The organism is Pseudomonas sp. PS01299 (assembly GCF_029960145.1).
Taxonomy (GTDB): Bacteria; Pseudomonadota; Gammaproteobacteria; order Pseudomonadales; family Pseudomonadaceae; genus Aquipseudomonas; species Aquipseudomonas putida_A.
This window is the reverse complement of record NZ_JASCPO010000470.1, coordinates 1-1,642: the sequence shown is the minus strand read 5'-3', so window position 1 is coordinate 1,642 and position 1,642 is coordinate 1. Positions and strand designations below refer to the sequence as shown.

Annotated in this window: 2 protein-coding genes; both read left to right on the top strand. The window is 62.0% G+C overall.

Translation table 11 applies throughout. The features are described from left to right. Positions 1-165 precede the first annotated feature (165 nt). Positions 166-1,245: a serine hydrolase gene (locus QMX91_RS31055; protein WP_223007622.1), complete on the top strand. Its 1,080-nt coding sequence runs from the start codon at positions 166-168 to the stop codon at positions 1,243-1,245. Further along, complete coding sequence (locus QMX91_RS31050) at positions 1,242-1,559, top strand: amidase (RefSeq protein WP_098967607.1); 318 nt, start codon at positions 1,242-1,244, stop codon at positions 1,557-1,559. The genes QMX91_RS31055 and QMX91_RS31050 overlap by 4 nt, the downstream gene beginning before the upstream one ends. Positions 1,560-1,642: the final 83 nt, after the last annotated feature.

The following is a 1,642-nucleotide window of genomic DNA, read 5'->3' as shown; positions in this document are numbered from 1 at the left end:
TTTGGCGGTGGTCTGACTGGCCTCTTCGCGAGCAAGCCCGCTCCCACCCTTGGAAAGCGTTTCAAATGTGGGAGCGGGCTTGCTCGCGAAGGCGGTGGCAAAAACACCACACATCTGTCATGTGGCAAGACTACCCTCAGCAGGTTCTCCCCAAGAGCCCTCACCATGTGCAAAAGCCTGTCCCTGTTTCTGCTGCTGATCAGCTTCACGGTCCAGGCCGAGCAATGGCCCGGTGAGCAATGGCCGACTGGCGCAAAAATCAGCGGCGCAGCGGTCGAGGCATTAGAGACCTACGCCTTCCCACCCCGCGACGACACTACCCGCCAGGGCATCCGCACGGACGCGCTGCTGATCATCCGCGACGGCCAGTTGATCTACGAACGCTACGCCGGCCCGACCCGTGCCGAGACCCCGCACCTGACCTGGTCGATCAGCAAAAGCCTGATGGCCACGGTACTCGGCGTGGCGTATGGCGAAGGCCTGTTCAAACTGGATGATCCGGTTTCGAAGTTTTATCCGGCGCTGGAAAAACATCCGGCGATCACCGTGGCGGATCTGCTGCACTGGGCTTCCGGGCTGGACTGGCAGGAAGACTACGAATACGCGCCGCTGAAATCCTCGGTGGTGGCGATGCTCTACACCCGTGGGCACCGCGACATGCCAGCGTTCACTGCCGATCACGATGCTTATGCGCCACCGGGGCAGACGTTCCGTTACTCCAGTGGCGACAGCAATCTGCTGGCGGCGGCGCTCAAGAACATGGTTGGCCCACAGCGTTATCCTGACTATCCATGGACCGCGTTGTTCGAGCCGCTGGGCATCCGCCACGCCGTGTGGGAAACCGATGCCGGCGATACGTTCGTCGCGTCCTCTTATGCCTATCTCACGGCGCGGGATCTGGCGCGGGTCGGTTTGCTGATGGCCCGCGACGGACGTTGGCACGACCGGCAATTGCTGCCCAAGGATTGGGTCGCTTTCAACCGCACTGCCTTTGCCGGCTACAAGGCGCATCAGGACGAAGCGGTGCCCGGTGGTCAGTGGTGGCTCAATCGCCCGGCGGATGGCGCCGCCGCGCCGTGGCCCGACGCGCCGCCCGACACCTTCGCCGCCCTCGGCCACTGGGGCCAGGCGCTGTATGTGATCCCCAGCGAGAAACTGGTGATCGTGCGTTACGCCGATGACCGCGACGGCAGCTATCGCCACAACGAGCTGCTCAAACGCGTGCTCAAGGCGGTGCAGCCATGAAACTGTTGAAGCGGGTGTTGCTGTTGGCGCTGATCGTGCTGCTCGGCTGGATCTGGCTCGAACGGGCAAACCTCTGGGCGTTCCCCGACATCATCAGCGCCTACACGGCCAAGGAATATTGTTCGTGTCGTTACGTGATGAACAACGATGCCGAATATTGCCGGGGTTATGTGAAACAGTGGCTGCCAACCAGCGAATTCAGCGATGACAGCGCGAGCAAAACCATCACCGTCAGCGGCATGGGCCGCAGCAACCGCGCGCAGTGGCTGAGCGAACGGCAGGGCTGCCGCCTCAATCCTCAAGTCAATAGATAACCCTGTGGGAGCGGGCTTGCTCGCGAATGCGGTGTGCCATTCAGCATTTGTGTTGACTGATTCACCGCCTTCGCGAGCAAGCC

Excerpts from the sequence above, each read along its gene's own strand:
- QMX91_RS31055 (WP_223007622.1), top strand. The coding sequence starts at position 166 with ATGTGCAAAAGCCTGTCCCTGTTTCTGCTGCTGATCAGCTTCACGGTC.
- QMX91_RS31050 (WP_098967607.1), top strand. The coding sequence starts at position 1,242 with ATGAAACTGTTGAAGCGGGTGTTGCTGTTGGCGCTGATCGTGCTGCTC.